The 277-nt window shown below is 42.2% G+C and carries 1 protein-coding gene; it reads left to right on the top strand.

Features of this window, described 5'->3' with window-relative positions:
* A partial coding sequence (locus tag CH339_RS25625; RefSeq protein ID WP_146610304.1) for a DUF4885 family protein occupies positions 1-277 on the top strand: 277 nt, incomplete at both ends.

The raw sequence follows: 277 nt of genomic DNA, 5'->3' as shown, positions 1-277 counted from the left end.
ATGCGGCTGATACAACTTTAAAAAATGTCTCTTCCGATATCACTGCCGTTGCGAAGAAGGCCAGTAGTCAAGCAGGAAGAGCATCGAAAGAAAGTTTGAGTAAGCTGAACTACTCAAAGGACAGTATTGTGAATCATGCCGGAGCTTTCAGGCGGGCATACGAAGCAGCAAATGATCGAACTGTCACAGATACAGGGAAAGAAACGAAGATTAATGCCCAAAACCCCTATGTGTCAGAAAGTGACATCAGGAAAAAAATCTTAGATGAAAAATACAG

The organism is Rhodobium orientis (assembly GCF_003258835.1).
GTDB lineage: Bacteria > Pseudomonadota > Alphaproteobacteria > Rhizobiales > Rhodobiaceae > Rhodobium > Rhodobium orientis.
The sequence above is the reverse complement of the archived record's forward strand: the minus strand, read 5'-3'. Positions and strand labels throughout refer to the sequence as shown.